Here is a 23,592-nt window from a genome sequence, read left to right as displayed (position 1 = left end):
GTCAATAACCAGAAGTTTGTCTCCATGCCGATCGCTTTTCTACGAACAATGATCACATATAAAGCATTAAATGCAGGGGTTAAGATCGTTGAACAGGAAGAAAGCTACACGTCCAAAGCAGATATCATGACAAAGGATTACATCCCTACCTATGGTGTGGATGATGAGAACGCACAGTTTTCTGGGACTCGTATCAAACGAGGACTATACCGTTGCGCAGATGGAACGATCCTGAATGCGGATTGTCATGCGGCTGCTAATATCATGAGAAAAGCAGTTCCTGATATCTGGGATAGAACAACAGACTTTTCTTTTCTGGCAAATCCAAAAGTGTATGGATTCCACGAACTGAATCCTAAAAGTATTCCCGTCAAAGGGATAGCGGCATGAGTGAATATGACAACAGACTTTTCTTTTCTGGCAAGTCCAAGAGTGTATGGATTCCACGAACTGAACCCTAAAGGTATTCCCGTCAAAGGGATAGCGGCATAAGTGAATATGCCCTGATCGGTACGAACAGCCAGAATCTTCTGGTCAGAGATGAGTAATTGTTACGACTGTCAGAAGCCCCTTCCATAGAAACTACTGTACCGCATGGGAGAGGCAATTCACGTGTTGTGAGGATCTTGGTTATTCAAATTTCATGGATGAAATTAAAATTTGTGGATTGATTTTTCGGAAAGATCAAAAAGAATGAGGTGTGCTTATGAATTTGTATGAATATAAACTTGTTGTTGGCAAAATCAAAGTAAAAAAATATGAAGTAACGAAAGGTAGAACTGCTTACAAATTAAATAGTTCTTCTACCAGAGATTGTTTTGAATACAATGATTCTAACAATCTTGCGAAAAATGAGATGGAAAAAGTACTAAACAAACAGAAAGAATGGGAGCGAGATAATTCCTTATTCATGGATGGGGACGTGCTGTATTTTTATAGTACAGAAGATGACATTAATAAAGCAAAAAAAGAGTTCGGAAACTATCTAAAAAATGTGTTGAGAGAATATGACAGGATTCTGGCTAATATCAAGAAAAACAGATTTGTGTTATCCGCTACAGGTAAACAATTATATAATGACAAGATCAAAATTGAGGAGGTAGATTAAAATGGAAACAAAAGAACTGATCAAAGAATTACGAATTTTAGAAAAATCATCGAAATTAGGAGAGCAGGCATGCATTTGTGGAGAAGCAGCAAGTCGTTTAGAAGAATTACAGCAGGAAATTGAAATTACGAGGAGATTAGAAAAAATCAAAGATCGCAGATTGAATCCTTCTTCAAATACAATACTTCCAGAAGATAAGGAAAATAGTCATTTGATAAAAAATGTTATGAAGCCATTAAAGTCACTTTTAGAAGATGACCGCAAACTCTATATTACGGGATTTGATTATGAAATCACTCCTTGTATTTTGGATGTGGATGAATCCTTATTAAATGGATGGGTTGGAGATTATTTTGTCCACGATCTTATGATTCTAAAGAACGATATTTATGTTGCGCAGATCGATCTTTCTAATCTTGTTTTAAAAACATGGGTGCAGAAATATGGATGTAAAGAAGCGTTGCATACTTTAAAAGAAAAAGGGCTATTGTAAATAATGGAATAATATATTTGGAGCTCAGGAATGAGCTTCTTTTTTTATATGTGATTTTCTTTTCTATGAAATTTCTTTCATATTTGTAGTAAGAAGATATTACTAAGAAAGGTGTGATATAGTCATGAACATACATAAGCTTTTTCACAAAATGAGTGAGGATGACTTAAGGCTCATATGGCAGGATTATGCCGAATCAAAAATAACTGGGAAAAGATGTGAGAGTTTTGTAAAGTATGCGAGAATGTATAAGAGTGAGCTTTATCCTGATGGATATTTGGATTTGACGATGATTATAGATATCATTGAAAAACAGTTTTTTATAGAAATTGCGGAAAGACATTTTGGAAAGGAAGAATAATGATGAATATATTAACGCTAAATGGAACCGGAAAATCTGACTTTCTTCATACATTTATTATGAAATCTTTCATATTTAATATGACGCAAAACAATGAATTATAAAAAAATAGTTAAACATGCTGGAATGATTGAAAGTGATAAAAAAATTGTACATATGCAAGATATTATACAACAAAAAAAAGAAATATTATCAATAAATTTCAGCTTAATTATTACTGATCCATTAGGAGAAGTTTTATGTAAAACAGAAAATTTATTGAAAAAAGAGCACTATGATATTAGAATTATTGATCTTTTTCATATATAAAAAATGAAATGGATGCAATGTTGTTAGCGCGATGCTTGGTTGAAAATACGTGTGATAAAAATAATAAAGGCAATCCATCCTGGATGCGTTCTGAAATTTCTCTTTTAACAGCAATAATATGTTATTTAAAAATAGAACGTCCAGAACAAGAACAAAACTTTACTTCAGTTATGAAAATGCTACGAGCAGCTAAAACAGGTGTATTAGATTCTTTATTTAGTGATTTAGAAAAAATAAACTCTAATCATATTTCAATTAAACAATGGAAAATTTTTGACATGAATTCAGAAATTGACAGAGGATATGTAATTTCTTCGTTAGCAGCTCGCTTATCAATTTTTGATATTTCACAAATTGAGTATTTAATGGAAACTGATGATTTAAGTTTAAATGATATTAGAAATAGTAAAATAGCTTTATTTATACTTATCCCTATAGCAGATGATTCTTTTGATTTTATAATCAAAGCTTTACATTTTCAAATACTTTCATTTTTAAATTATAATCATAATTATAAATTTACATTGCTCGATGATTTAAAAGAAATTGAATGCAAAGAATTGGAAAATACAAATGAACATCTTGATGGTATCCTAGTTAAAAAAGAGGTATCCGAAAAAATAGAAGCAATAGAGGAGAGCGAATTTTGGGAATTTTAAAAACTGTATGTTTACGTAAAATTATAAGCATTAAAAGATCCTTCGGGGTCTTTTTTTTGTAAAAATTATCATTTTTCCTATCTTTCATATTTGTCATGTAAAAAAAATGACGAATAGAGAAAGGAAAAACAAATGAAAAAAGAAAAAATAATTTTAAAAAATGATCAAGAGAGTAGAACAATCTATGGCTCTGTTTGGGCGCCAGAAGGTAAACCAGTAGCAGTTTTACAACTCATTCATGGGATGACAGAATACATTGATCGATATGATGAGTTTGCAACATATTTTACAAACTTAGGATATCTTGTATGCGGATTCGATTTAGAAAGTCATGGGAGAGCTGCTCATCAGGAAATTCATGGATTGTATATCGATCATTGGAATAATCTGATTGAAGATGTTGAATTGTTCCGAAGTGAAATGCATCATCGATATCCAGAAATTCCATATGTGATGTTAGGATTCTCATTAGGATCTTTTATCCTGAGATCGCATCAATGCGTTTATCCTGAGGCTGCAGACAAATTAATCTATGTTGGGACAGGACAGCCAAAAAGAAATGAGTTAAAATTTGCCCATTGGCTGATCAGTGTACTTTGCAAAAAGGATAATAAACCATCAGAACTTGTAAAAAAACTTGCTTTTGATAATTACAACCGCAAATTTAAACATTCCAAAAGTGGAATCGATTGGTTGTTAAAAGATGGAAAAGCTCAGGAAGATTATCTGAAAGATCAAAAGATCATCACAGATATGACTCCAAGATTTTTCCTTGAGTTTTTGAATGGAATGATGAGTGTTCAGGAAGAGGAGCAAAATATTTGTTATAAAAAAGATGTTCTTTTTCTTGCAGGAGAAGAAGATCCGGTAGCCAATGGATTAAATAAAGTAATTGAAAAGTACAAAAAATCCAATGCAAACATCAAAAAAAATATCATTCCTAGATTTCGTCATGATATTTTGCATGACTCATGTAAAGAAACGGTATTTCGATGTATTGCAGATTTCTTGTAAAAGAGAAACACCCTCCAACATCCTAATATTTTTTTATATTCAAATGTTTTATGAAAGAGGTCTTATCGGCCTCTTTTTTGTGCTTTTTTATATGTGATTTTCCAAAAACAAATTTTCTCTCATATTTATATTAAAGAAAATAAAGTACAAAAGGAGACGCCAATTATGAAAATAGAAAAGGAAGAATTAGGAGAAAAAATGTATGACGCTTTCATGTTTCTTGCAATTATCGCATTAATCGCATGTTTATGCTTCGCTGATAAACCTCATACAGATACAATTACTGAGAAAAGAGTAACTGTAACTGTTCAGGATAAATTTTCAGAAATGGATACATCAGAAACGTTATCGATTCTATTTGCAGATACGGATTACTACCTTACAGTTTCCATGAAAAATGATACAGATTTACACGATGTTGAAGTGTCAAAAAGACAGTATCATTCTCTTGGGAAAGGAAGCAAAGTAAAATGTATTGTTACGTATCGAAATGGTAAAGTTGATGATATTGAGCTCGATGAGGATTAAGAAAGAAGTTGATTTTAATGTTTAAAGATGTGTTTGAAACCATATTTTATATTGTTGTTGGTATTGCTTTTTTTGTGGGAGCTTTTGTTGGTGCAAATCTAATAGTTATAATTGCTGCTTATATTCTTATGCGTCCATTTTAAAATCAACAAAGGATTGGAGGCCCAACATACAGTCATTGAAATACATATCAAAAAACGATGATTCAAAGAAATAAAGGAGAAAAGCTTATGAGCGGATTTGAAGATTTTGCATTTAAATATATTAGATTTATTTTGATTTCAATCATAGTTATGTTAGTAATTGTTTCAGGTGAAAAAATAGGATTAGCCATTGATAAAAGACAAAGCTCTGAAGCTCAAACATATGCAATTGTTGAAGATAAGTATACAGATACACATATGGCTGGAGGCGTATTGGTAACAAATTACTATATTGAAGTGAAAATTGGTGATCAGAAGAAGTCAGAAAAGATACAGATCACATATGAGCAATATCAGGTGATCAGCAAAGGAAGCAAAGTGCTTTGCACAATTTATTATAAGAAAGATAAAATTGTTGATGTTGAATTGGCAACAACGCATAGGAAGGAGTAAGAAGATGACAGAGGATACAAAATTAATTCTTGAAATAATTGTTCCAATAATTATCTTACTGATTATGTTCTGTGTGATGTGTTGGAATAAAGCAATAACTATTTTAATTATAGTTGGTTTCATCATTACAGCTGCGATTACTTTAATCGCTCAGATTCCAGATGCAAAAAATAAAATTAAAATATCTGAAACACAAACGTATACAACTGTTGAGGACAAGTATATACAAACAAGAGGAAAAATTACAAATTATTACGCAAAGGTAAAAGTTGGAGATTATAAAAAACTAGAAGAGGTGCAAATTACATCAGAACAGTACGAAGCAATCGGTAAGGGAAGTAAGATATTATGTACCGTTTATCTAAAGAAAGATAAGATTTTAGATGTTGAATTTGCAGAAGTGCATGGAAGGGAGTAAGAAAATGATTTATATAACAGGAGATACACACGGAAATTGGAAATCAAGATTACATCATGATGTGTTTCCAGAGGGAGATACATTAAGTAAAAATGATTACGTAATCATCTGTGGAGATTTCGGATTATGGCACGATACAGAAGATGAACGATTTGCTTTAAATTGGTTGAACGCACAGCCTTTTAGCACTCTTTTTGTTTGTGGAAATCATGAAAACTACGATCGTTTATATCAATATCCAGTAGAAGAATGGCATGGTGGAAAAATTCATAAGATTTGTGATTCTGTTTTTCATCTAATGCGTGGACAGGTATTTGATATCAATGGGAAGAAATTTTTTACATTCGGTGGAGCAAGCTCTCATGATGTCTCAGATGGAATTTTGGAAAAAGATGATCCAAGAATTTATGAGTGGATTGGGCTTTTTGATAAAATGTTTCGAATTAATCATAAATCCTGGTGGAAAGAAGAACTTCCTTCAGAAGAAGAAATGGAAGAAGGAATCAAGAATCTTAAGTCACATGATCAAAAAGTAGATTACATCGTAACACATTGTCCATATACTTCATTATTAAAAAAAATGGATGGTGGAGCTCATTTATATGAACCAGATTATCTAACAGATTATTTGCAGAAGATTAGAGAATCCGTTAAATATAAAAAATGGTTTTTTGGGCACATGCATATTAATGAAGATTTCAAAGAAGAAAATGCGATTGGAATTTATGAGCAGATTATTAGGATTGTGTAACAGGAGATAGGAAATGAAAGCAATTTTTAAAGGAATTGTTATGGGAGTTGTAGTTGCATTTATAATGGTACTACCTTTTCTATTGGCGATTGCCCCAGATGTGATATATAAACTAAGCAAAGATCATAGCAACATGCAAACAATTTCCTTAAAGGTGGAAGATAAATATTATAAAAAATATAATAGAATGCTAGAACGTTGGGAAATCGTTGTTAAATACAACAACAAAGAAAAAGAAGTTGAAGTATCAAAAGATGATTTTTATGAAATCAAAGTTGGAGATAAAGTATTGTGTGATGTGTATTGTCAAGGAAAAAAGATTGTGGCAATTGAATTAAATGAGCATTGGAACGAAACGTAATTATCCTGTCGTTGATTTTTTATATGTGAAAAACAGCATCCAAAAATTCTTTCATATTTAAAATAAAAGGAGTGTTGAATATGAATACGAAAGACTTAATCAATCATCTGACAGAGGATATCATTAAACTGTATGACATCAAAATCCCTATCACAGATATAGACGCTGTTGTTGAAAAGCTTGGTGGAAAAGTAGTTAATACACCTGAATTACAACATAAAATGGAGAATTGCTATGTTAAGAAGCATAAAGATGCATTTGTTATTTTGGTGGATGATCGTGTGAAAAACTCACCTAATAGGACAATGTTGATTGCAAGAGAACTTGGATATTTGTTTCTTTTCATGGGTTATCAGACGAATAGAAAACTATGGAACGAATGGACAAACGATACAGTATACAAAAGAAATTATGCTTTTCGTACAGAAGATGTAAAGAAAGAGTGGATGGCATATGATTTCGCATTAGCACTCATGATGCCAGAAGATGAATACAGAAAAATTGCTAATCAGTATTCAGAAGGAAATCAGATTAAAACACGTAAGATCGCAGAATATTTCCATGTAAATTTAACTGCTGCTTGTCTTCGTGGAGAAAGATTGAATATACCTTGTTAAGTGATCATTATGATAATCTTTTCAGTATCAATATTGATTGTAAGCCAGACGAAAATACAAGAGAAAAGGTAAAAAAGTGGTATAAGGATCATGGGTTTGTTTTTAAATTAAACTAAGTAAAAATACATCTGTTAAAGTAATTATGTTATAAATAATCGAGAAATATTGTAATAAAACCTATTAAAAAATCAATATAGTTATAAAAATTAATTAAGATAGAAAAATATATGAACAAATACAGGGACATCATATTTGGAATTTCTGTTTGGGTGGAATCTCATAATCGACTAACTTTCCGTGATGAAGAAACAAAAGCAACACGATTGTTAACTACTGATAAAATAAATGAGATCATCTTTAAATATGAAGCATTAGAAAAATATATTGCTGATGTTGAAGAAAATACAAACATGGGATGTTAAGAAAAGGAATCTAACAATGATTCCTTTTTTATATATGATTTTTGAAAATCTGAAAATCCTTCATATTTAAAGAAAGAAGAAATTTAAAGGAAGGAGAAAATTATGTTTGCAGGATATATTTTAAAAAAGACAGCATCAGGAACAACTAGTTATATTATGGAAAGCCCATCCGGTGGAATCGGTAAAACAACAGATAAGGGCAAAGCAACAATCTTTCCATCAAAGGCAAAAATCAAAAGGGTGAAAGATCATGCTCCTAAGAAAACAAGTGGATTTATAATTGAAGAGCTGTCAAAACCAGAACCAAATCCAGGAGTAACTTCTGATCCTATTCCAATACCAGCTCAACAAACAAAAGAAATACAAAGTGAAGATATGAGTAAACGAATTGTGTTTCCTCAAGAAACTCGGATGAGCGTATACAACCAATCAGAAGGACGTTGTGTTTATTGCGGAAGATTTATCCCATTCGATGAGATGACGATCGATCATATTGTCCCATTATCAAAAGGCGGAACAAATTATGAAAAAAATCTACAGTGTTGTTGTAAAGAGTGTAATCTCATGAAACAAGATCTGTTAGAATGCGATTTCTACAAGAAGATGAAAGAGATATTAAAACATCAGTTAAAACAAAAAATCAGAAAAATAAAAAGATCCGTGATAAAACACAGACCTTGAGGGGAGTATATAGGAAGACTTGTATAGTATGTAATAAGGATGTCTTCCAGGATGTTAATCCATGAATTAAGTATATCACTATTTTTCGAAAATGCAAGAAATACTTTTTTGAAATATAAAAATAATATATAATGGTACATAAGAAAGGAAGTGTAAATATGAAAAAACGAATCCAAAAGATAATGCTTGCATTTGCGTTATCCGTTACAATGATCACTGGAGTTAATATCAGCCCGATCATCAGCAACTCTCAAACAACAGAAGTCAAAGCCGCAACAATTCCAAAATATACAGGAAAGATTTATGTAGCACAGAACAAAAACAGACCTAAGTTTTCAAAAACACAACTTAAGAACAGAAAATCCTATGAAAAATATGGGAAGCTCGATAAGTATGGAAGATGTACAACAGCTATTGCCAATGTTGGCAGGAATCTAATGCCAACAACGGAAAGAGGAGCAATTGGAATGATCAAGCCAACAGGATGGCATACAGTTAAATATGATTGTGTCAATGGAAAATATCTTTATAATCGTTGTCATCTAATTGGGTACCAGTTAACTGGAGAAAATGCGAATAAGAAGAACCTGATCACAGGAACAAGGGCATTAAATGTGGACGGGATGTTGCCATTTGAAAATATGGTTGCTGATTATGTAAAAGAAACAGGAAATCATGTGTTGTATCGAGTAACACCTGTATTCAAAGGTAAGGAAAAGCTTGCCAGAGGCGTTAAAATGGAAGCTCAATCCATTGAAGACAAAGGAAAAGGTATTAAATTCAACGTATTTGTTTTCAATGTACAGAATGGCATTGTAATTAACTACAAGGATGGATCTAGTCATCTCAGTGGACAGAAAGTAACAAAGACAACAAAATCAACTAAGAAAAAGTATAAAACAACAAAAGCTCCAAAGGTAAATAAAAATGTAAAGTATGTCTGGGTTCCACGTACTGGAAAAAAATATCATTATAAGAGCACATGTAGTCATATGAGGAATCCAAGCAAGCTCACAAAATCTGAAGCAATCAAACGTGGATATACAGCATGTAGGAAATGTGTGCATTAGGAGAAAAATATTATGAAAAAATGTTATCCTCTAGAACTAGTTAATCAGGTTGCAAATAAATATCAAGATTGTTGGAATATTGTAGAAGATTTTCGGAATGATAGTACGTTGCCTTGGTGGGATAAACGTTGCTACATTCCAATTGCAGCTGGATTAGCGATTGCTGCAGATGGAGATATGTCTAAGAAAGCCATTTGGAACTCATCATTAGAAGCAGATCTAATAGTGGCGACTGCTGCATGGAGATTACATAAACAGGTTTACTCATTTGATCCAGCCATGGAAAAGGTGTTAATAAACCAGGCTGACCAGAATTTGAAGATTCCAATCGATATTCTTAACAAGATTCCATTTTTTTGTGTTTATATCGAAACTACAACAATGGAAGACATGGATGGATTTTTTGTTCATTTTGAATCTGATACAAATACAGGAGAATTAGAATTAAGGTTTTTAATTGTACTTAAGGATGGAGATATTTTTCCAATTCCATTTCATTTGATCGAAGGTGGCACAATCGCTGACGGGATTAATGCATCGTTTGAAAAAGCAAATGAAAATCAACGTATGTTGCATACAAACAAATATGAAATAGATGATGCAAAAGACTATGCGAGAGATCTTTGTTGTAAACTTTTGCAGCTTGTGTTATATGTTTGTTCAAAAAATAAAGAAATGGTTGAAGATCCTGTGCAGAAAAAGATTACAAGACAACCAAAATCATTTCAATTCATCAAAGATAAATATCGTGAAGTACAGAGGTGGAATTTTGGAGAAAAAAGTGGAGATTTCATACGTAAATTTTATAAAACACTTGATTTTGAAGAAGAAGTAAAGAAGAAAAATGAAACAAACATAACAAATAATCCAAAAAGTTCCAAAATAAATGGGACTCCAAAACGACCACATCTTCGAAAAGCACATTGGCACCATTACTGGATTGGATCAGATAACAAAGAAAATCGCACATTGGAACTAAAATGGATGGCTCCAATGTTCATACATAAAGACGATGTACATGAAGATACGTAGAAATTGAAGATATCGATATTTCAGATGTTGAATTATAAAGAACAGACTCTGGTGGAAGAAACTGCCAGAGTTTTTCATTTGCAATTAAAGAGGGAAGATGTTATAATCAAAATAGAATATATGTTCGGGAGGGAGAAGTTTATGGGCAAATATGACGATATCATAGATCTGCCTCATCATGTATCAAAAAGACATCCGCAAATGTCCATGCAAAGTAGAGCAGCACAGTTTGCTCCATTTGCAGCATTGAAAGGACAAAAGGAAAGATATGAAGAAGTGCAGAGGATTGTAGAACCGAAAAGAATTCTGACTGAAGCACAGAAAGAACAGATCGATCAGAATCTGCAATGGATCTTTTTGAATGTATCAAATCATCCTAAGATCGAAGTAACATATTTCATTCCAGATCTTCGTAAAGCCGGAGGAATATATGAGGTATACAATGGAAAGGTCAAATGGATCGATCAAAAGAAAAAAGAAATCATCTTTATGGATAATAAACGAATTGCGGTAAAAAATTTGTATGAGATATCACTTATTAATGCCCACAGGCAAGCCTGTGAGTTTTCCCGCTCAAAACTTATATGACAGATTAGGAGGACAATAATGAGAGTATATGATATTGATCGAGAAAAGAAAGAATATAATACAGAGTGTGGCATTTTTAAAGAAGGAGATCAGGTGCAGGTAACACTTTTTGATGCTTCATTTCCTACAAAATATCAGATTTTAAATGTATCTGAAGATGGTGGACATGCATTTTTCCTGTTTCATAATGAAGAAACAGGAGATATCATAACACAGGCAGATGTAGAAATTGATGATATGATCAAAGTTGGGTAGAGAGTCTTTTGAAGTCTGGAGAAAATATTAGAATCACGGAGGTATCGAAGATGCCAGAACAAAGAGAAAAATTAACAAAACAACAACAACGAACATACGATTTTATTCGGGAAAAAGTAGCAGAACAAGGGTATCCACCATCTGTAAGAGAAATTGGAGAAGCCATTGGTTTAAGCTCTCCCGCATCTGTTCATGCTCATATTGAAAGTTTGGAAAGAAAAGGATATATCAAAAAAGATCCGACAAAACCAAGGACAATTGAAGTAATTGATGACATCAATAATAAGGCAAGGGTTATGAAAGATTTAGGCCATAAGGTTGATTTTGTCCCGATCATCGGAACAGTAACAGCAGGAGAGCCAATTCTTGCAGTACAAAATATAGAGGACTACTTTCCAGTTCCTGCGATCCGATGTCATGATATCCCTCATTTTATGCTACGAGTTCATGGCGAAAGCATGATCAAAGCTGGAATATTTGATGGTGATATGGTGTTGGTTGAACAGACTACCACTGCTGAAAATGGAGATATTGTAGTTGCCTTATTAGGAGATTCAGCGACCGTGAAACGATTTTATAAAGAAAATGGTTATTATCGTTTACAACCAGAAAATGATACTATGGATCCAATTATTGTATCAGATGTATCAATTATCGGAAAAGTTGTTGGAGCATATCGATCATTTTAAAGAAAAAGAGACTCGCAAAAATGATGCGGATCTCTTCTTTTTTTTGTGTGCAATTATAAAAACTAATTTAGTTGATCTATTTGAGTTGTAGATTTCGTGCGACAAATATAAGAACCCGTTGGTGTCTGAGTAAATGTCATTTCTGTAATGCCATTAAAATATCCTAACATCATATCTGCTGCCTTTTGATCTACACATACTCCATCTTCCACTTTTACATTCATCTGCCAATTTTCTAAATTTTTGATTGGTTCATCATAAATAGCGACGCCAGAATTAATAAAAGATATTCCGACTTCTTTTGTTTTAAATGGAAAGTTTTCAAAAAATAATTTTTCTCCTTGAATTTTAATTTTAAACATAAATTTTCTCCACGCCTTTCTGAAAAAATGTACCTATAAAATTGAAAGCAGCTACAAAATGGGGAGATCATAGCTGCTTCAAAAAATTAAGATACATGGTAATATTATAAGAAGTATAAAACATCTACATGACTATATTACTATATCTTGGTTTTATAAGTCAATAATCAGAACATATTTTCGAAAAAAATTTTATTTTTTTCTTCCCCTTTTTGTAATTTGAATGCTTTATACAATGTAACGGAAAATATATGCAAAAAAGGAGTACAAATCATGAATGATGAAATGAAAAAAGCTGCAAAACTTTGGATTCAAGATGAATTAAAAGAGATTGAACCAAATGAGACCAAAGCAGAATGGAAACCGATTTTAAAATTTCGGCTAAAGATGAAGTGGATCTTTTGGAAAGCCAAAATGAAAGAACAATTTTTCAGATAATATCTCTCATATTTGATATGAGGAGGTGCTTTTGAATGAAAAAGATAATCCCTACGATCGGGATGATCGCATGCTTTATAGTTGCCATATTTTTTGGTCGTAAAGCTTGGAATTTACATGTGGAATATCAGAAAGCCGATCATGAATACCAAAAGATCAAAAAAATGAAGAAGAAAAAAGAAAGAAGTATTGATTTTGAAAGATTGCATAAGATCAATCCAGATATTGTTGCATGGATTGAAGTTCCTGGAACGAATATCGATTATCCAATTGTACAAGGAAAAAATAATGAAGAATATATGCATCATACCTTTCGGAAAAATTATAATTTCGCTGGATGCATTTTCTTAGATAGTCATTGTCATCAGGATTTTTCTTCAGATAATAGCGTGATCTATGGACATCATATGCGAAATGGAACAATGTTTGCTCAATTGGTAAAATTCAGAGAAGATTCTTTTGTAAAAAAACATCGTAGAATCATCTTATATCTGCCAGGAGAAACAAGAAAATTAAACGTCGTGTCTGCTTATGCTGGCCCAGCAACAAGTGTTCCTATTGACTTTGGCAATCAAAAGGACCAGCAACGATTTTATCAAAGAATTCTTGCAAAAAGCACGATTCCAATCAGAAAGATCAAAAAGCATTTATATACTTTCGTAACATGCAGCTATGAAAGAAACGGAAATCGTACTTATGTTTACGCAACAGAAGAATGAGACTTGCACAAGCAGGTCTCTTTTTCTCATATGTAATCTTTATCTTTTTTATCATCTGTCATATTTAATCCGTAACTAGATGACGAATTTGAGAAAGGGTGATTTCGATCATGACACAATTAGAAGAAGATTTATATGATATTTTGAAAACAGATACTACGCCAATCGTAGAGAGAGCACAAATGTTGCATATATTCTTTGTTCAAATGCTGAAACATGGGATTAATAAACCATCGATGGATTTCGTATCATATGCAGAGAAAAACGACATTGTTATGAACTCCTTATGTAATATTGCAGCTTATACAATTCGATATGATTCATGTTTAGATTTACAAAAACAAGGCCGAATAACGCACACTGTTGAAAAATCTAAATGGATTCGATTGTCGGATGCGAAATTCTTTTTGAAATATTGTGATGATGAAGTTGATGTCGATAATAGTATTGGAAGTTGTTTTCTTCATGAATATATGAAAGACACATCAATTATGCAAGAAGAAATCTTATATTTCTTATATAGTTTTTTGCATTATGTTTCAAAGAATTTTGAGGGAGATCTACAAATGATGAGCATTTATGGCAAAAAATGGTACCAAAAAGAAAAGTAAATCTTAAATTGCAAAAGCAGGGAGTCCGCTTCCTGTTTTTTATTTTTCTCTGAAAATCTCATATTTGTAATGTAAATGATTATGACGAATTAGAGAAAGAAAGGAGAACAATTATGATTTCAAGATCAGTAGTTTACCATGTTGACACGGAAAAAGAAGCAGATATGTCTGCAGAAGCATTAACCTGGCTGTATCGTCAGGTATTAAATCAGGAATCCAATATCCCATGTATTCAGATCTGCTTGGGGACCCATAAAGAAGTAGAGATCTATATTCATGATGATCTTTCATCAGCCACAAAAGTAATGGTTCCTGAAGAAATATGGGAATTTTTAACAGAAGCAGAGGCTGCTGAGTGTAATGCTGTAAGTTTTGAATTGTAAGGGAGAAAGAAATATGTTTTTAGTAATTTGTTATGCGGTTCATGAGAAAAAATTAGCTGGAGTCTATCAATTTCATTCACAGGATGAGGCTTTTGCATGTATGGAAATGGATGTAAAAAACACATATGATGAAGAAATCGCTAATAGTGGAAATTCTATGGATGACATAGACTTTGATATCGATGAAACGAAAGGAATTGTGACAGATCATGCAGCAGATTGCTGCTGGACATGGGAAGTTGTTGAAATTTAAGAAAAGGAGAAAAATTATGGGACAGAGATCACAGATTTTCGTAAGATTTGAAAAGGAACTTGGAGAAAAAGAGATTGTCGCAAGATATTTCAATTGGAATTATGGAGAAAGAATGATCAGTAGAGTTTATCATACGATCGATTGGATCAAAAGAAATTTGGAAATATTGGAAATAACAAATTCAGATCCTGGACAATATTTATCCTGGAATCGGAAAAAGCTGATCCGTATTCTGGATACAAATTTCGATATGTGTGATGTTGTTATTACTTCTAATATTTTGAAAGAATATGAGGAATGTGACTGGAATATGTCATTAAATGATTTCATGTTCAATGGGCAAGATAATAATGACGGGAAAGCATTTATTGATGTGAAACGTGACGGGACGATCAAATATGCATTGTTAACAAGAAATAATGCTTTGCGTGATCCTTCAGAATATATGTTATGGAATATCGGGAAAGAATGGATGTTTCCAAATAAACGCATCTCTAAAAGAATGATCGACATTACAAAGGAGAACATTCAAGAATTATCTGAAATTGCTACACTTATGACGGAAGAAGAAGTCAAAGAATTTATGGAATACAAATACAAAAGGAGAGAAGAAGAATGAATCTTGTTAATACGTATGAAAAAATTTTTGAAACTGTATTGCATAATTATACATGCGATGATGTCGAGTTAAATCTGTTACATTTCGAATTTCCTGTTCATGCGAAGAAAACAGAGCTGCTGGAAATTTATGCGAAACTTGTAAAAACGATCAATGGAGACGATGTTGTTTATCTGACAAATATTCAAAAATTTGTAGATGGACATGGAGCAACATATATTTCTGGAACAGTTGCAGAACCTGATTTATCCGATTTTGATGATGATTTTCATGGGAATTTCTCAGAATTTCTAACAAGTTGTTTCAAAGATCGAATAGACTGGTACCGGATCAGTCAGAATGAAGAACTTGGCAAATTTCCTCATGGAGGCGTATTTGGAGAAAAATTAGAATTAATTGTATAGTTAAATTTCAAGGGGATCGTAATGGTCTCCTTTTTTTTATTTTTCTTTCCATCTCTCATATCTAATATGTAAATAGAGATGACGACATATAGAAAAGGAGAACCAATATGTATTATGTAATCGTTCAAAGTAGCCAGTATAACAAACACACTTTTTCATTTGAAAAGAAAAAAGATGCCATTGATTTTGTTGCCGATCAGTTTGAGATCAGATTGAAGCTTTTCTCAGAGAAAAAAGACGAAATTTGCAATGTTTTTTCAAAATGGACATATACTTCTCTACTGGATTATCTTCAAAAACATAATTTTAAGGAGCGTGTGACAACCGATAAAATTGTGATCAATTATAGTTTAAAAAAAGATCAAAAGCTTGTTGCGAATCGGGAGATCAGTTGGTATATGTTCCATGAAAGAGGAAATAGCAATGTTGTAAACCTTATGACTGCCCCAGAATATGAATTTGAATGTAATATTTCAGAAGAAATGCTTTCTGGAGAAGTAACTCTTCCAGGAGCTGCGTATATACGGTTTAATGATATTGGTGTAGAATTTGAATTCTGCATTATTGAAAACGGTGAAAACTACAGTGCAATTTACCGGATGGATATGAATAAAGCAGGTGACGATTTTGAAACAGATTATGATGAATTTTGTCATTATGAAATTGATCCTACCGATCCTGAATGGAAAGCCAATCTTGAGATTGCAATGTGTGAAGCTCTGATTAATCTGCATCGTATAGGTCTTCATTTAAAAGAAAAAGATATTTGGAAAATGTTCAGTAAGATCTTTGGCATGAGATTTTCATCCATTGCAGAAATGAAGAAATGGATTTTCACAGAATTAAATCTGAAAGAATATCGGCTTCCTGATTTTGCTATTAGGAAATCTAGCATTAACGATGAAATCCAAGAAGGAAAAGCAAATGTCTATTACGTTCTTAATATGACATTAGGAAAAGACATTGTTACTCCTGGATACAATGACTATTCTATCACGTATCTATTAGATAACAATAATAAAATGATTGTTGCGTCTGTGCTTCGTAATTAACTGGTACAAAAGGGAGAGAAGAGGACTGTAAAGTCCTTTTTTCTTTTATCTTTTTTCTCATCTCTCATATTTAAACTGAAACATTTTAATGACGATTGAGAGAAAAGGAGAAAAATTATGTATTATTTAAACATCTACAAAAGCGAAAAAGACGGTTCCATTATGCTTCCATTCAATAATGATATAGAATCATTGATTGAATACGTTGTTGATCAGTATGAAAGAATGATGAGACATTTGAAATCTGATCATAATAAGTATCAGAAAATTACATCAACATGGGATAAAAGCATATATGATGAACCATTGAAAGAGTCTATCAAGAACTTCAGCTTTGGTATTTTCCAGTCTATGAATATTAGTATCGTTTATGAACTAACGCCAGAATACAATGAAAAAATGCACAGCGAAAAAGTGGAAAGAGAAGAAACGATTCATTGGGAAATCGTGAGAAAGTATCCATTGAAAGAAAAAGGAATTCTTGATTTAATGCTCAGACCAGATTATGATTTCGTATGTGTTTTTACAAAAGAAATGGCTTTAAAAGAAGGAATTCATTCTCATACTGCACGTTTATGGGTTGGAGATATTGGAGTGGAATATACCCTTTCAAAAAAAGATGAAAAAAGATATGGCGCAATTTATGAAATGAAAGAAGATGAAAAAGGTGCATTTAAGGTAATTCCTGATAAACATTGCCCTTACGAAATCGATTTTGAAGATTCAGACTGGGAAGAGGATCTTGAAATTGCAATGTGTAAGGCATTTCTTCAATTTCATCCTTTGGACTCTATTTTCACGAAAGAAGATGTGGATAATGTATTTCACGAGATTGTAGGAATAAGATTTAACAGAATTCCTAATATTGAATACTGGATCCTTGAGAATTTACAGGTTACAAAAGAAGATCTTCCAGATTTTGTAATTCAGGAATCAGAGATCAATGAGGAAATCAGACAAGGGAAAACTGATGTGGATTATGTATTAGATGGAACATTTGGAGAAGGAGTGTTAAATAAACAATATCCAGACTTTTCTGTTACATACTTAATGACAAATCATAATCAAATGATCATTACGGATGCACGTTGGAACTAATTTAATTCAAGGAAAGAGGTCTTCGGATCTCTTTTTTTATATGTGATTTTTTGAGATTCAAGATTCCATCATATTTATATTAAAGATCTTATCTCGAAAGGAACAAATTATATGTTGAAAGCGTTTACATTAAGAAATTATAAAAATTTTAAAGATGAAATAACGATAGATTTTGAAAATATCAGAGATTATTTATTCCAAAAAGATTGTATTTCAGATGGAATCATTACGAAAATGCTGATCTGCGGACGGAATGCAACAGGAAAAACAAATCTTGGCAAGGCATTATTGGATATTAAAGATGTATTATATGGGACATTTGAATGTCCATATGATCCATTTCTTTTGAATGCTGATTCGGATGAGAAGACAGCGTTCTTTGAATACCGGTTTCAATTTGGTGATACAGAGCTGTGCTATGAATATTTGAAAGAATATCGAGGATTAGCTTATGAGAAATTAGAAATCAATGGAATTAGTATTTTTGAGTGTAATTTTGAAAAGGGGAAATATAATTTTGATCATTTGAATTATGTCAATGCGGAAACAATAAATACAGAATACTATCTTGAAAATGTAAAAAGTTGTACTGACATTCCTGGTTCTAGATTTACATTTTTAAAATGGACGCTTGATCATATAGCACTAGATGAGAATTCTGTTTTATTAAAGCTGACAGATTATGTAAATGGAATGAGTCGAATAACTGCAGATTACAGAGAATTTTCTTTATTGTCTAATACAGTGGAAGAACAAAATTTTTATCAGCTATTAGAAAAGAATCACAATTTGCAGCATTTTGAGGATTTCTTAAATGTAATGGGAATCGAATGTAAACTAAAATTAAAAAGGATGCTAAACAGGCAAAGGAATTTATATTTTGTGTATGACCGGATGATCCCATTTCTTGAGAACGCATCTAGTGGGATCTTAATGCTGACTGAATTATATTACAGGATCCTTTCAAATGATGAAAATGTTTCTTTTCTTTACTTAGATGGGATTGATTCCTTTTTTCATTATGAAGCAGCAGAGAAAATGCTACTTTTCTTGAAAGAAACATATCCAAAATGTCAGATTATCTTAACGTCTCATAATACACGTTTATTAACGAATAAACTTATGAGACCAGATTGCTTGTTTATCTTATCAGAAAAAGGGTCATTAACATCATTTTGTAATGCAACACAAAGAGAATTAAAAGAAGAACACAATCTTGAAAAAATGTATATCAGTGGAGAATTTGAAGAGTACGAATGATTTTTATATCATTTTCTATCTCTCATATTCAAATTGAAGCATTTCAAAAGACGAACAGAGAAAAGGAGAAGAATAATGAAAGTATATTTGGTACACGGAGACACATGGTTTGAGGGCTACGGATGTCGAGAAAATGTTTTTGGAATTTATGGCACGAAAAAAGAAGCTGAGATTGCTAGAAAATCAGCTGCAAAACAACTGTATGAGAAAGAAATTTCAAAAACGTCATTAATTGAAGTAGAGATGAGTATTGAAATTTTGGAATTGGAATTAAATCAAGCTACAAATATCGAATTGGGATCATACATTGAATAACCAGAAGAGGAGAGATCTACGGATCTCTTTTTCTTATATATGGATTTTATCTTTTCTCTCATCTCTCATATTTAATATGTAACAAGAAATGACGAAGAGAGAAAAGGAGAAAAAAATGAGTAGTTGTGTAAGATTGGCAAAAAAAGTATTGAAATTATCAGAAAACCAGCCAATGGGCGCCATTCAGGATGCTGATACAGTCTTGGCTGATATCATGGGAAAATCTGATTTTCAAGTAACAGGAATTTCAGATGAGCTTTTAAAAATGTATTTGGATGTTGAGAATAAAGATGATTTTGAATCTTTGTTTTTCTTGATCGCAGATGAAACATTTGAGGAATATCTGACAAAAAGCAGAGATGTTATGCAGAAAAATATTAATTATAGTACTCCTCGTGTTGTTAAAGTTATTTTGAATGATGGAAAATTTTCTATTTTTAAAACGGACGCACCAGAGGAAGAAATCAAAAAATACTTAGAAAGATTTTGTAAGATAACTGAACGGAGTATGGGAATGTTCTTTCAAAATTTCTTACTAGAGGGACATACTGTACAGGTTTTATATTTGTCAAATAATCAGCATTTTGATCAGCAAGCGAAAGAAAGAGCTATTTCATATCCATGTACAGAAGTTTATCAATTACAAAATTATGACATGGAAAATGCATTCAAGCACAAGGGAATTTTGAAAGAGTTGTTTTGTGAGAATATTCATGGTGATTTATCTAAATCAGAAATCGTTGAATTTAAGGAAGTTTCACATAATTCCACAATCAATATTTTGGAGAAATTAGGAATTTTTAAAGTATCATTAAATGAATTTCATATGGCGAAAAAAGATTCTACAGATGTAAAGAAAGCAATGAAAATTGCATACAGATTTAATTATAGAGTCATTATTTTTGATAATAAACTTGGCTTTTCTCGCAAAAACTAAAAAATAATTTCCAGAAAAAGAGGCTAGGATCAGTCTCTTTTTTTTATATGATTTTCGAAAATTAAAAAAATCTCTCATATTTATTGATCTAAGCAGAATACCCCATCCATAATGAAAGTTTGGCTGGGATGAATGTGGGCTTCCTTTGAAATGTAAGAATCTTATATATGAATATTATCTTTTTTCTTATCTTTCATATTTAAAGTGTAACAAATAAATGACGAAGAGAGAAAAAGTAAAGGAGAAAATTTATGAATCCAAAAGAAAAAAGATTAGTAGATGATCTATGTGGAAAAAACGGTGGATTCTATACCGAAGATTTTTATGAAATCGAGGTTGTAGATGAAACTGCAGTGAAAAAGCTAGTGAACTATATTTCAAATGTACATCAATTCCGTCCATCAGATGAAGCGATCAAGATTTACAAAGAAGATCGCATGAGCAGTGTTTTTATTTTTAAAATGCTTGCTGCAATTCTTAAGAAAAATCGAAGACTTGATGTGAAATATGGAATTGCAAATGCAGTGTGTCATACGTTTTTAGAAAAAGAAAAAGAATTCTTTTTCTGGTATGCATATGAAGATGACGAGTTTTGTGAAATTTTCATGCATTTCTATGACAAAAAGAATCAGCATACACAATATCGTATTTTATGCTATCTGATGGCTGTCATGCATTATATTCATGGAGCTGGATTTGATGAAAAGATTATGATCGATCATTTCGGAATTGACTGGTGGCAGCTACCAGTGGACCACGATCATTAAATCATATATTTTACAAGCAAACTTTTTTTTAGAAAAGGAGAAAAAATTATGCTAAACAAAGTTACTTTAATTGGAAGATTAACAAAAGATCCAATGGTGAAATATTCACAGAATGGAACAGCGATCGCTCGATATACATTAGCTATTGATCGCAGACCAGGAAAAAATGGAGAACAGGTAACAGATTTTATTGACTGCGTTGCTTTTGGCTCAAGTGGAAAATTTGTAGAAAAATACCTGAGAAAGGGTAGGAAAATTATTGCATGTGGAAAATTGGAATCAAACAGTTATACAAAAGAAGACGGCACAAAAGTTTATGTATTAGATGTTGTGATGAACGAACATTACTTTGCGGATGATAAGATCCCAGAAGAAGTTCGTAATAATCATAATGCACAGCAGCCTGCAAATTCATTTGATGCCCTGAATTATAGTCCATTTTGATGCGGAAGGAATGAATATTCCAGAAGGATTACCAGAAGATTTCCCAATTGGGGAATAAATAGCTACTATTCATCAGAGCAATTGACACTTCTAACGAGGTGTTGATTGCTCTATTAAAAAGGAGAAAAATATGGATATTACAATTTTAATCGATTTATTGCCAGATTCAGTTAAAAACGATGTGGTCGATTTCAATGATGTGTTGCTAAAAAATAGAAAGAATGCTATTCGCGTATTGATGGATCGAATTTTAACAGAAGAAGAAAAACAAGAAATGAAAAAGAACAAACATTTTATGGGAGTTGATTGCGTTGCACAGTATCGCCATGCTCCAGAAATTAAGAAAAGTTACTTTTATGTTGTTTGAAGAATAGGAAAAAAAATATGAGTCAAAATTATAAAAGAGTGATAACAATTGATGTGGAACGCAACGAAGATGGAAGTTATGATACATATATTGCAACAGAAAGCAGTTCTGGAAGTCACTATCCTAAGATTACAGCAGATGAAATTGGAGAAGATGTTGCAGATCTGATTGAATGTTTGTACGAAGAATAGGAGAAACAAATATGTCAAGAGAATTACTTGTAAATGGAGAAACTATTGTTCTATCAGACAAAGTAATCAATGAATTGCATCGTCAGGAACGTATTGAAGACGGAAAACGTATCGCAAAGAAGTTTGTCTCAAAGCGTGTTTACAATAAAATGGTAGATGCTGATTTCGAAAAGGTGACTTTACGAGACTTTGTTCTAAAATTAAAAATAAAAGATTTAAATAAAGCCTGTGAATCTTTACAAGCAAAAGACGTAAATTTAAATGATGTTGTTTTTACCAAGGAAAGTATGCCGGAATATAGAATCTTTTGTGAAAATTCAAGATATTCTAAACGAAAGATTTTGGTTTGGAAAACAGATAAAGTTCATGGCTGTTTTCATGGAATAGCATATATGGCTTGTAATGAGCAATATCGAAGAATTACTTATGGTTGTCATTCTTGGAATGATGATGAAAAAAAATCAATGCGCAAATTTATTTGGCCTTTTGTGTCTTTCCTAAGTTATCAAGAATTAACTGGAACAGAAGATGAAATAAAGCATGTTTGTGAGTTGATCAAGCAATATGTTAAATATAACGAATTAGAAAAACTTCAATTTGATGTATTTTAAATCATTTAAAAACGATTTCTAAGAAAAGGAGAAAATAATGAATCAAAAATTCAAAACAACAATTTCATTAAACATAGAAGAAAACGTAAATGGGACTTATGAAGTTTACATTTCAGAAAAAGGATTCTCTGGAAATTTTCTTTCTAAAGTAACATCAAAAGAAATTGGAGAAAATGTTACAAAACGGATTGAAGCGCTAAGAGATAGCTATTTTACAAAATTAAATGTAAATGGACAAACCATTATCTTAACACAGGATGTAATCCAAGAATTGCATCATCAGGAGTATATTAAAAAAGGAAAACTTATGGTTAAGTCATTAGATTCGACTGGTATTTTCGATAAAATGACGGATGATGAGTTTGCAATGGTTGCTGATGAATTTGAGTATATGTTAAACACGACAAGCGATAACATTTCTGAAATGATGGAAGCTGCGGTACAGAAAATCACTCAAAGAGTAGAAGGGCGTTGCAATCAAGTGAAAGAAAAGAATGCAAAAGAATTACTTGTAAATAGAAAAACAGTTGTTTTATCTAACGAGGTAATCAATGAATTGCATCGTCAGGAACGTATTGAAGAAGGAAAGTATATGATGAAAATTTTTTCATCAACAGACACTTTCGGTAAGATGACAGATGATGACTTTGAGGAAATCGTTTTATCCTTTGAAGAGATGCTAAATACTGATACCAATGAATTAATGGCAGAAGCAGTATGGTGTGGTATAAAAAAAGTTGACATCTTATTCTCAAGGATTTCATGATAGAATCAAGAGAATAAGGAGGTACTCAAAATGGCACGTAAAT

Annotated in this window: 40 protein-coding genes; 39 read left to right on the top strand and 1 reads right to left on the bottom strand. The window is 32.0% G+C overall.

The annotated features are described in order from the left end of the window. From QZL64_RS11100 to lexA, 21 genes are all read left to right on the top strand, one after another. On the top strand, positions 1 to 390 hold a 390-nt coding region (locus QZL64_RS11100; protein WP_441351095.1), incomplete at its 5' end, for a zinc ribbon domain-containing protein. Positions 391 to 706: 316 nt separating this feature from the next. After that, a complete protein-coding gene (locus QZL64_RS11095; protein ID WP_021842045.1) occupies positions 707 to 1,108 on the top strand; it encodes a hypothetical protein in 402 nt (133 codons plus the stop codon). Between the two features lies 1 nt (position 1,109). Beyond that, positions 1,110 to 1,601, top strand: coding sequence for a hypothetical protein (locus tag QZL64_RS11090; RefSeq protein WP_021842044.1), 492 nt, complete (start codon positions 1,110 to 1,112; stop codon positions 1,599 to 1,601). Positions 1,602 to 1,725: 124 nt separating this feature from the next. Next, a complete protein-coding gene (locus QZL64_RS11085; protein ID WP_021842043.1) occupies positions 1,726 to 1,962 on the top strand; it encodes a hypothetical protein in 237 nt (78 codons plus the stop codon). Positions 1,963 to 2,055: 93 nt separating this feature from the next. Next, positions 2,056 to 2,271, top strand: a complete 216-nt coding sequence (locus QZL64_RS11080) for a hypothetical protein (RefSeq protein WP_021842042.1) — start codon at positions 2,056 to 2,058, stop codon at positions 2,269 to 2,271. A gap of 8 nt (positions 2,272 to 2,279) precedes the next feature. After that, positions 2,280 to 2,930, top strand: a complete 651-nt coding sequence (locus tag QZL64_RS11075) for a type IV secretory system conjugative DNA transfer family protein (RefSeq protein WP_021842041.1) — start codon at positions 2,280 to 2,282, stop codon at positions 2,928 to 2,930. Between the two features lie 132 nt (positions 2,931 to 3,062). Continuing rightward, positions 3,063 to 3,944 carry a serine aminopeptidase domain-containing protein gene (locus QZL64_RS11070; RefSeq protein WP_021842040.1) on the top strand — a complete coding sequence of 294 codons (882 nt, stop codon included), beginning with the start codon at positions 3,063 to 3,065 and terminating at the stop codon, positions 3,942 to 3,944. Positions 3,945 to 4,109: 165 nt separating this feature from the next. Next, the gene (locus tag QZL64_RS11065; protein ID WP_021842039.1) at positions 4,110 to 4,472 is read left to right on the top strand and encodes a hypothetical protein; all 363 of its coding nucleotides are present in this window, start codon (positions 4,110 to 4,112) and stop codon (positions 4,470 to 4,472) included. 17 nt (positions 4,473 to 4,489) lie between these two features. Beyond that, positions 4,490 to 4,615, top strand: coding sequence for a hypothetical protein (locus tag QZL64_RS11060; protein WP_278275276.1), 126 nt, complete (start codon positions 4,490 to 4,492; stop codon positions 4,613 to 4,615). An 87-nt stretch (positions 4,616 to 4,702) separates the two neighbouring features. After that, complete coding sequence (locus tag QZL64_RS11055) at positions 4,703 to 5,068, top strand: hypothetical protein (RefSeq protein ID WP_021842038.1); 366 nt, start codon at positions 4,703 to 4,705, stop codon at positions 5,066 to 5,068. A gap of 4 nt (positions 5,069 to 5,072) precedes the next feature. Further along, on the top strand, positions 5,073 to 5,486 hold the full coding sequence (locus QZL64_RS11050; protein ID WP_021842037.1) for a hypothetical protein: 414 nt from the start codon (positions 5,073 to 5,075) through the stop codon (positions 5,484 to 5,486). Positions 5,487 to 5,490: 4 nt separating this feature from the next. Beyond that, the gene (locus QZL64_RS11045; RefSeq protein ID WP_021842036.1) at positions 5,491 to 6,237 is read left to right on the top strand and encodes a metallophosphoesterase family protein; all 747 of its coding nucleotides are present in this window, start codon (positions 5,491 to 5,493) and stop codon (positions 6,235 to 6,237) included. A gap of 13 nt (positions 6,238 to 6,250) precedes the next feature. Beyond that, on the top strand, positions 6,251 to 6,598 hold the full coding sequence (locus QZL64_RS11040; RefSeq protein ID WP_021842035.1) for a hypothetical protein: 348 nt from the start codon (positions 6,251 to 6,253) through the stop codon (positions 6,596 to 6,598). Positions 6,599 to 6,678: 80 nt separating this feature from the next. Then, positions 6,679 to 7,215, top strand: a complete 537-nt coding sequence (locus QZL64_RS11035) for an ImmA/IrrE family metallo-endopeptidase (protein ID WP_021842034.1) — start codon at positions 6,679 to 6,681, stop codon at positions 7,213 to 7,215. 227 nt (positions 7,216 to 7,442) lie between these two features. Further along, positions 7,443 to 7,637: a hypothetical protein gene (locus QZL64_RS11030; RefSeq protein ID WP_021842033.1), complete on the top strand. Its 195-nt coding sequence runs from the start codon at positions 7,443 to 7,445 to the stop codon at positions 7,635 to 7,637. Positions 7,638 to 7,739: 102 nt separating this feature from the next. Further along, positions 7,740 to 8,318: an HNH endonuclease gene (locus QZL64_RS11025; RefSeq protein WP_021842032.1), complete on the top strand. Its 579-nt coding sequence runs from the start codon at positions 7,740 to 7,742 to the stop codon at positions 8,316 to 8,318. Between the two features lie 158 nt (positions 8,319 to 8,476). After that, entirely contained in the window at positions 8,477 to 9,388 is a 912-nt protein-coding gene (locus QZL64_RS11020; protein WP_021842031.1) for a DNA/RNA non-specific endonuclease, read from the top strand. A gap of 12 nt (positions 9,389 to 9,400) precedes the next feature. After that, positions 9,401 to 10,420, top strand: coding sequence for an AcrVA2 family anti-CRISPR protein (locus QZL64_RS11015; protein WP_021842030.1), 1,020 nt, complete (start codon positions 9,401 to 9,403; stop codon positions 10,418 to 10,420). Positions 10,421 to 10,561: 141 nt separating this feature from the next. Continuing rightward, positions 10,562 to 11,008, top strand: coding sequence for a hypothetical protein (locus tag QZL64_RS11010; RefSeq protein WP_021842029.1), 447 nt, complete (start codon positions 10,562 to 10,564; stop codon positions 11,006 to 11,008). 18 nt (positions 11,009 to 11,026) lie between these two features. Continuing rightward, the gene (locus QZL64_RS11005; RefSeq protein WP_021842028.1) at positions 11,027 to 11,263 is read left to right on the top strand and encodes a hypothetical protein; all 237 of its coding nucleotides are present in this window, start codon (positions 11,027 to 11,029) and stop codon (positions 11,261 to 11,263) included. 50 nt (positions 11,264 to 11,313) lie between these two features. Then, positions 11,314 to 11,952, top strand: coding sequence for a transcriptional repressor LexA (gene lexA / locus QZL64_RS11000; RefSeq protein ID WP_021842027.1), 639 nt, complete (start codon positions 11,314 to 11,316; stop codon positions 11,950 to 11,952). Between the two features lie 62 nt (positions 11,953 to 12,014). On the opposite strand, the gene QZL64_RS10995 is transcribed toward lexA, so the two are convergent. Beyond that, the gene (locus QZL64_RS10995) at positions 12,015 to 12,314 is read right to left on the bottom strand and encodes a hypothetical protein (protein ID WP_021842026.1); all 300 of its coding nucleotides are present in this window, start codon (positions 12,312 to 12,314) and stop codon (positions 12,015 to 12,017) included. 273 nt (positions 12,315 to 12,587) lie between these two features. Between QZL64_RS10995 and QZL64_RS10990 the strand changes: the two genes are divergently transcribed. From QZL64_RS10990 to QZL64_RS10905, 18 genes are all read left to right on the top strand, one after another. Further along, positions 12,588 to 12,752 (top strand): hypothetical protein, encoded by a 165-nt coding sequence (locus tag QZL64_RS10990; RefSeq protein ID WP_021842025.1) that lies wholly within the window; start codon positions 12,588 to 12,590, stop codon positions 12,750 to 12,752. Positions 12,753 to 12,787: 35 nt separating this feature from the next. Continuing rightward, entirely contained in the window at positions 12,788 to 13,471 is a 684-nt protein-coding gene (gene srtB, locus QZL64_RS10985) for a class B sortase (protein ID WP_021842024.1), read from the top strand. A 110-nt stretch (positions 13,472 to 13,581) separates the two neighbouring features. Then, entirely contained in the window at positions 13,582 to 14,082 is a 501-nt protein-coding gene (locus QZL64_RS10980; protein ID WP_021842023.1) for a hypothetical protein, read from the top strand. A 113-nt stretch (positions 14,083 to 14,195) separates the two neighbouring features. Then, complete coding sequence (locus QZL64_RS10975; protein ID WP_021842022.1) at positions 14,196 to 14,465, top strand: hypothetical protein; 270 nt, start codon at positions 14,196 to 14,198, stop codon at positions 14,463 to 14,465. Between the two features lie 13 nt (positions 14,466 to 14,478). After that, positions 14,479 to 14,718, top strand: coding sequence for a hypothetical protein (locus QZL64_RS10970; protein WP_021842021.1), 240 nt, complete (start codon positions 14,479 to 14,481; stop codon positions 14,716 to 14,718). Positions 14,719 to 14,734: 16 nt separating this feature from the next. Continuing rightward, positions 14,735 to 15,337, top strand: coding sequence for a hypothetical protein (locus tag QZL64_RS10965; RefSeq protein WP_021842020.1), 603 nt, complete (start codon positions 14,735 to 14,737; stop codon positions 15,335 to 15,337). Next, positions 15,334 to 15,741: a hypothetical protein gene (locus QZL64_RS10960; RefSeq protein WP_021842019.1), complete on the top strand. Its 408-nt coding sequence runs from the start codon at positions 15,334 to 15,336 to the stop codon at positions 15,739 to 15,741. The genes QZL64_RS10965 and QZL64_RS10960 overlap by 4 nt, the downstream gene beginning before the upstream one ends. Positions 15,742 to 15,848: 107 nt before the next feature. After that, the gene (locus tag QZL64_RS10955; RefSeq protein ID WP_021842018.1) at positions 15,849 to 16,793 is read left to right on the top strand and encodes a hypothetical protein; all 945 of its coding nucleotides are present in this window, start codon (positions 15,849 to 15,851) and stop codon (positions 16,791 to 16,793) included. A gap of 117 nt (positions 16,794 to 16,910) precedes the next feature. Then, positions 16,911 to 17,891 carry a hypothetical protein gene (locus tag QZL64_RS10950; protein WP_021842017.1) on the top strand — a complete coding sequence of 327 codons (981 nt, stop codon included), beginning with the start codon at positions 16,911 to 16,913 and terminating at the stop codon, positions 17,889 to 17,891. A gap of 111 nt (positions 17,892 to 18,002) precedes the next feature. Further along, positions 18,003 to 19,151, top strand: coding sequence for an AAA family ATPase (locus tag QZL64_RS10945; RefSeq protein ID WP_021842016.1), 1,149 nt, complete (start codon positions 18,003 to 18,005; stop codon positions 19,149 to 19,151). Positions 19,152 to 19,226: 75 nt separating this feature from the next. Continuing rightward, positions 19,227 to 19,466 carry a DUF7336 domain-containing protein gene (locus QZL64_RS10940; protein WP_021842015.1) on the top strand — a complete coding sequence of 80 codons (240 nt, stop codon included), beginning with the start codon at positions 19,227 to 19,229 and terminating at the stop codon, positions 19,464 to 19,466. Between the two features lie 115 nt (positions 19,467 to 19,581). Further along, positions 19,582 to 20,403, top strand: coding sequence for a hypothetical protein (locus QZL64_RS10935; protein ID WP_021842014.1), 822 nt, complete (start codon positions 19,582 to 19,584; stop codon positions 20,401 to 20,403). A 251-nt stretch (positions 20,404 to 20,654) separates the two neighbouring features. Next, positions 20,655 to 21,170 (top strand): hypothetical protein, encoded by a 516-nt coding sequence (locus tag QZL64_RS10930; protein WP_021842013.1) that lies wholly within the window; start codon positions 20,655 to 20,657, stop codon positions 21,168 to 21,170. Between the two features lie 48 nt (positions 21,171 to 21,218). Next, positions 21,219 to 21,614 carry a single-stranded DNA-binding protein gene (locus QZL64_RS10925; RefSeq protein ID WP_021842012.1) on the top strand — a complete coding sequence of 132 codons (396 nt, stop codon included), beginning with the start codon at positions 21,219 to 21,221 and terminating at the stop codon, positions 21,612 to 21,614. A gap of 130 nt (positions 21,615 to 21,744) precedes the next feature. Then, entirely contained in the window at positions 21,745 to 21,981 is a 237-nt protein-coding gene (locus tag QZL64_RS10920; RefSeq protein ID WP_021842011.1) for a hypothetical protein, read from the top strand. Positions 21,982 to 21,998: 17 nt separating this feature from the next. Beyond that, complete coding sequence (locus tag QZL64_RS10915; RefSeq protein WP_021842010.1) at positions 21,999 to 22,172, top strand: hypothetical protein; 174 nt, start codon at positions 21,999 to 22,001, stop codon at positions 22,170 to 22,172. An 11-nt stretch (positions 22,173 to 22,183) separates the two neighbouring features. Next, a complete protein-coding gene (locus tag QZL64_RS10910; protein WP_021842009.1) occupies positions 22,184 to 22,783 on the top strand; it encodes a hypothetical protein in 600 nt (199 codons plus the stop codon). Between the two features lie 37 nt (positions 22,784 to 22,820). After that, positions 22,821 to 23,549 carry a hypothetical protein gene (locus tag QZL64_RS10905; RefSeq protein ID WP_021842008.1) on the top strand — a complete coding sequence of 243 codons (729 nt, stop codon included), beginning with the start codon at positions 22,821 to 22,823 and terminating at the stop codon, positions 23,547 to 23,549. The last annotated feature ends 43 nt before the right edge of the window (positions 23,550 to 23,592 follow it).

The organism is Veillonella sp. CAG:933 (assembly GCF_000431435.1).
Taxonomy (GTDB): domain Bacteria; phylum Bacillota; class Negativicutes; order Veillonellales; family Veillonellaceae; genus Veillonella_A.
Note: the sequence above shows the minus strand (reverse complement) of the source record. Positions and strands in the feature narration are given on the sequence as shown.

Coding starts and splice junctions, on each gene's coding strand:
- QZL64_RS10950 (WP_021842017.1), top strand. CDS start 16,911: ATGTATTATTTAAACATCTACAAAAGCGAAAAAGACGGTTCCATTATG.
- QZL64_RS10955 (WP_021842018.1), top strand. CDS start 15,849: ATGTATTATGTAATCGTTCAAAGTAGCCAGTATAACAAACACACTTTT.
- QZL64_RS11010 (WP_021842029.1), top strand. CDS start 10,562: ATGGGCAAATATGACGATATCATAGATCTGCCTCATCATGTATCAAAA.
- QZL64_RS10960 (WP_021842019.1), top strand. CDS start 15,334: ATGAATCTTGTTAATACGTATGAAAAAATTTTTGAAACTGTATTGCAT.
- QZL64_RS11060 (WP_278275276.1), top strand. CDS start 4,490: ATGTTTAAAGATGTGTTTGAAACCATATTTTATATTGTTGTTGGTATT.
- QZL64_RS10915 (WP_021842010.1), top strand. CDS start 21,999: ATGAGTCAAAATTATAAAAGAGTGATAACAATTGATGTGGAACGCAAC.
- QZL64_RS10930 (WP_021842013.1), top strand. CDS start 20,655: ATGAATCCAAAAGAAAAAAGATTAGTAGATGATCTATGTGGAAAAAAC.
- QZL64_RS10905 (WP_021842008.1), top strand. CDS start 22,821: ATGAATCAAAAATTCAAAACAACAATTTCATTAAACATAGAAGAAAAC.
- QZL64_RS11055 (WP_021842038.1), top strand. CDS start 4,703: ATGAGCGGATTTGAAGATTTTGCATTTAAATATATTAGATTTATTTTG.
- QZL64_RS10970 (WP_021842021.1), top strand. CDS start 14,479: ATGTTTTTAGTAATTTGTTATGCGGTTCATGAGAAAAAATTAGCTGGA.
- QZL64_RS10920 (WP_021842011.1), top strand. CDS start 21,745: ATGGATATTACAATTTTAATCGATTTATTGCCAGATTCAGTTAAAAAC.
- QZL64_RS11030 (WP_021842033.1), top strand. CDS start 7,443: ATGAACAAATACAGGGACATCATATTTGGAATTTCTGTTTGGGTGGAA.
- QZL64_RS10965 (WP_021842020.1), top strand. CDS start 14,735: ATGGGACAGAGATCACAGATTTTCGTAAGATTTGAAAAGGAACTTGGA.
- QZL64_RS11075 (WP_021842041.1), top strand. CDS start 2,280: ATGGATGCAATGTTGTTAGCGCGATGCTTGGTTGAAAATACGTGTGAT.
- srtB (WP_021842024.1), top strand. CDS start 12,788: ATGAAAAAGATAATCCCTACGATCGGGATGATCGCATGCTTTATAGTT.
- QZL64_RS11040 (WP_021842035.1), top strand. CDS start 6,251: ATGAAAGCAATTTTTAAAGGAATTGTTATGGGAGTTGTAGTTGCATTT.
- QZL64_RS11025 (WP_021842032.1), top strand. CDS start 7,740: ATGTTTGCAGGATATATTTTAAAAAAGACAGCATCAGGAACAACTAGT.
- QZL64_RS10990 (WP_021842025.1), top strand. CDS start 12,588: ATGAATGATGAAATGAAAAAAGCTGCAAAACTTTGGATTCAAGATGAA.
- QZL64_RS11095 (WP_021842045.1), top strand. CDS start 707: ATGAATTTGTATGAATATAAACTTGTTGTTGGCAAAATCAAAGTAAAA.
- QZL64_RS10910 (WP_021842009.1), top strand. CDS start 22,184: ATGTCAAGAGAATTACTTGTAAATGGAGAAACTATTGTTCTATCAGAC.
- QZL64_RS10935 (WP_021842014.1), top strand. CDS start 19,582: ATGAGTAGTTGTGTAAGATTGGCAAAAAAAGTATTGAAATTATCAGAA.
- QZL64_RS10925 (WP_021842012.1), top strand. CDS start 21,219: ATGCTAAACAAAGTTACTTTAATTGGAAGATTAACAAAAGATCCAATG.
- lexA (WP_021842027.1), top strand. CDS start 11,314: ATGCCAGAACAAAGAGAAAAATTAACAAAACAACAACAACGAACATAC.
- QZL64_RS11035 (WP_021842034.1), top strand. CDS start 6,679: ATGAATACGAAAGACTTAATCAATCATCTGACAGAGGATATCATTAAA.
- QZL64_RS11085 (WP_021842043.1), top strand. CDS start 1,726: ATGAACATACATAAGCTTTTTCACAAAATGAGTGAGGATGACTTAAGG.
- QZL64_RS11015 (WP_021842030.1), top strand. CDS start 9,401: ATGAAAAAATGTTATCCTCTAGAACTAGTTAATCAGGTTGCAAATAAA.
- QZL64_RS11020 (WP_021842031.1), top strand. CDS start 8,477: ATGAAAAAACGAATCCAAAAGATAATGCTTGCATTTGCGTTATCCGTT.
- QZL64_RS10995 (WP_021842026.1), bottom strand. CDS start 12,314: ATGTTTAAAATTAAAATTCAAGGAGAAAAATTATTTTTTGAAAACTTT.
- QZL64_RS10945 (WP_021842016.1), top strand. CDS start 18,003: ATGTTGAAAGCGTTTACATTAAGAAATTATAAAAATTTTAAAGATGAA.
- QZL64_RS11045 (WP_021842036.1), top strand. CDS start 5,491: ATGATTTATATAACAGGAGATACACACGGAAATTGGAAATCAAGATTA.
- QZL64_RS11070 (WP_021842040.1), top strand. CDS start 3,063: ATGAAAAAAGAAAAAATAATTTTAAAAAATGATCAAGAGAGTAGAACA.
- QZL64_RS11090 (WP_021842044.1), top strand. CDS start 1,110: ATGGAAACAAAAGAACTGATCAAAGAATTACGAATTTTAGAAAAATCA.
- QZL64_RS10975 (WP_021842022.1), top strand. CDS start 14,196: ATGATTTCAAGATCAGTAGTTTACCATGTTGACACGGAAAAAGAAGCA.
- QZL64_RS10940 (WP_021842015.1), top strand. CDS start 19,227: ATGAAAGTATATTTGGTACACGGAGACACATGGTTTGAGGGCTACGGA.
- QZL64_RS11050 (WP_021842037.1), top strand. CDS start 5,073: ATGACAGAGGATACAAAATTAATTCTTGAAATAATTGTTCCAATAATT.
- QZL64_RS11005 (WP_021842028.1), top strand. CDS start 11,027: ATGAGAGTATATGATATTGATCGAGAAAAGAAAGAATATAATACAGAG.
- QZL64_RS11065 (WP_021842039.1), top strand. CDS start 4,110: ATGAAAATAGAAAAGGAAGAATTAGGAGAAAAAATGTATGACGCTTTC.
- QZL64_RS11080 (WP_021842042.1), top strand. CDS start 2,056: ATGAATTATAAAAAAATAGTTAAACATGCTGGAATGATTGAAAGTGAT.
- QZL64_RS10980 (WP_021842023.1), top strand. CDS start 13,582: ATGACACAATTAGAAGAAGATTTATATGATATTTTGAAAACAGATACT.